The organism is Paraburkholderia sp. JHI869 (assembly GCF_038900775.1).
Taxonomy (GTDB): domain Bacteria; phylum Pseudomonadota; class Gammaproteobacteria; order Burkholderiales; family Burkholderiaceae; genus Paraburkholderia.
The window spans coordinates 1-398 of record NZ_JAYMSC010000108.1; the positions used below are offsets into that span (position 1 = coordinate 1).

The 398-nt window shown below is 63.8% G+C and carries 1 pseudogene; it reads right to left on the reverse strand.

Annotated features, from left to right (window positions below):
- Window positions 1-398 (reverse strand): annotated as a pseudogene (locus VSR72_RS44080) (hypothetical protein); the annotation flags it as partial.

A 398-nucleotide genomic window follows, 5' to 3' on the forward strand; every position in this document is an offset into this window, starting at 1 on the left:
CACGGCGTCGGTGCTCGATGCGCTCAGCGCGCCGTTAGCCACGTTGTGCAGGGCTACTGCCGAGGTTGCGTCCGTACCGCCCAGCGTCACCGAGTCGTGCGCCGACGAGTCGTACAGAACCGCATCGTCGAGCTTGCCGTTGATGTTCGTGATCTGACCGTTGATGGTCGTCACGTCGCCCGCGAGGTTCGACACGTTCGTGTTCGTCGCATACAGCTGCGAACCGTTCACTGCGTCGGTGCTCGATGCGCTCAGCACGCCGTTCGCCACATTGTGCAGGGCTACTGCCGAGGTTGCGTCCGTACCGCCCAGCGTCACCGAGTCGTGCGCCGACGAGTCGTACAGAACCGCATCGGCCAGTTGACCGTTGATGTTCGTGATCTGGCCCGACAGGTCCG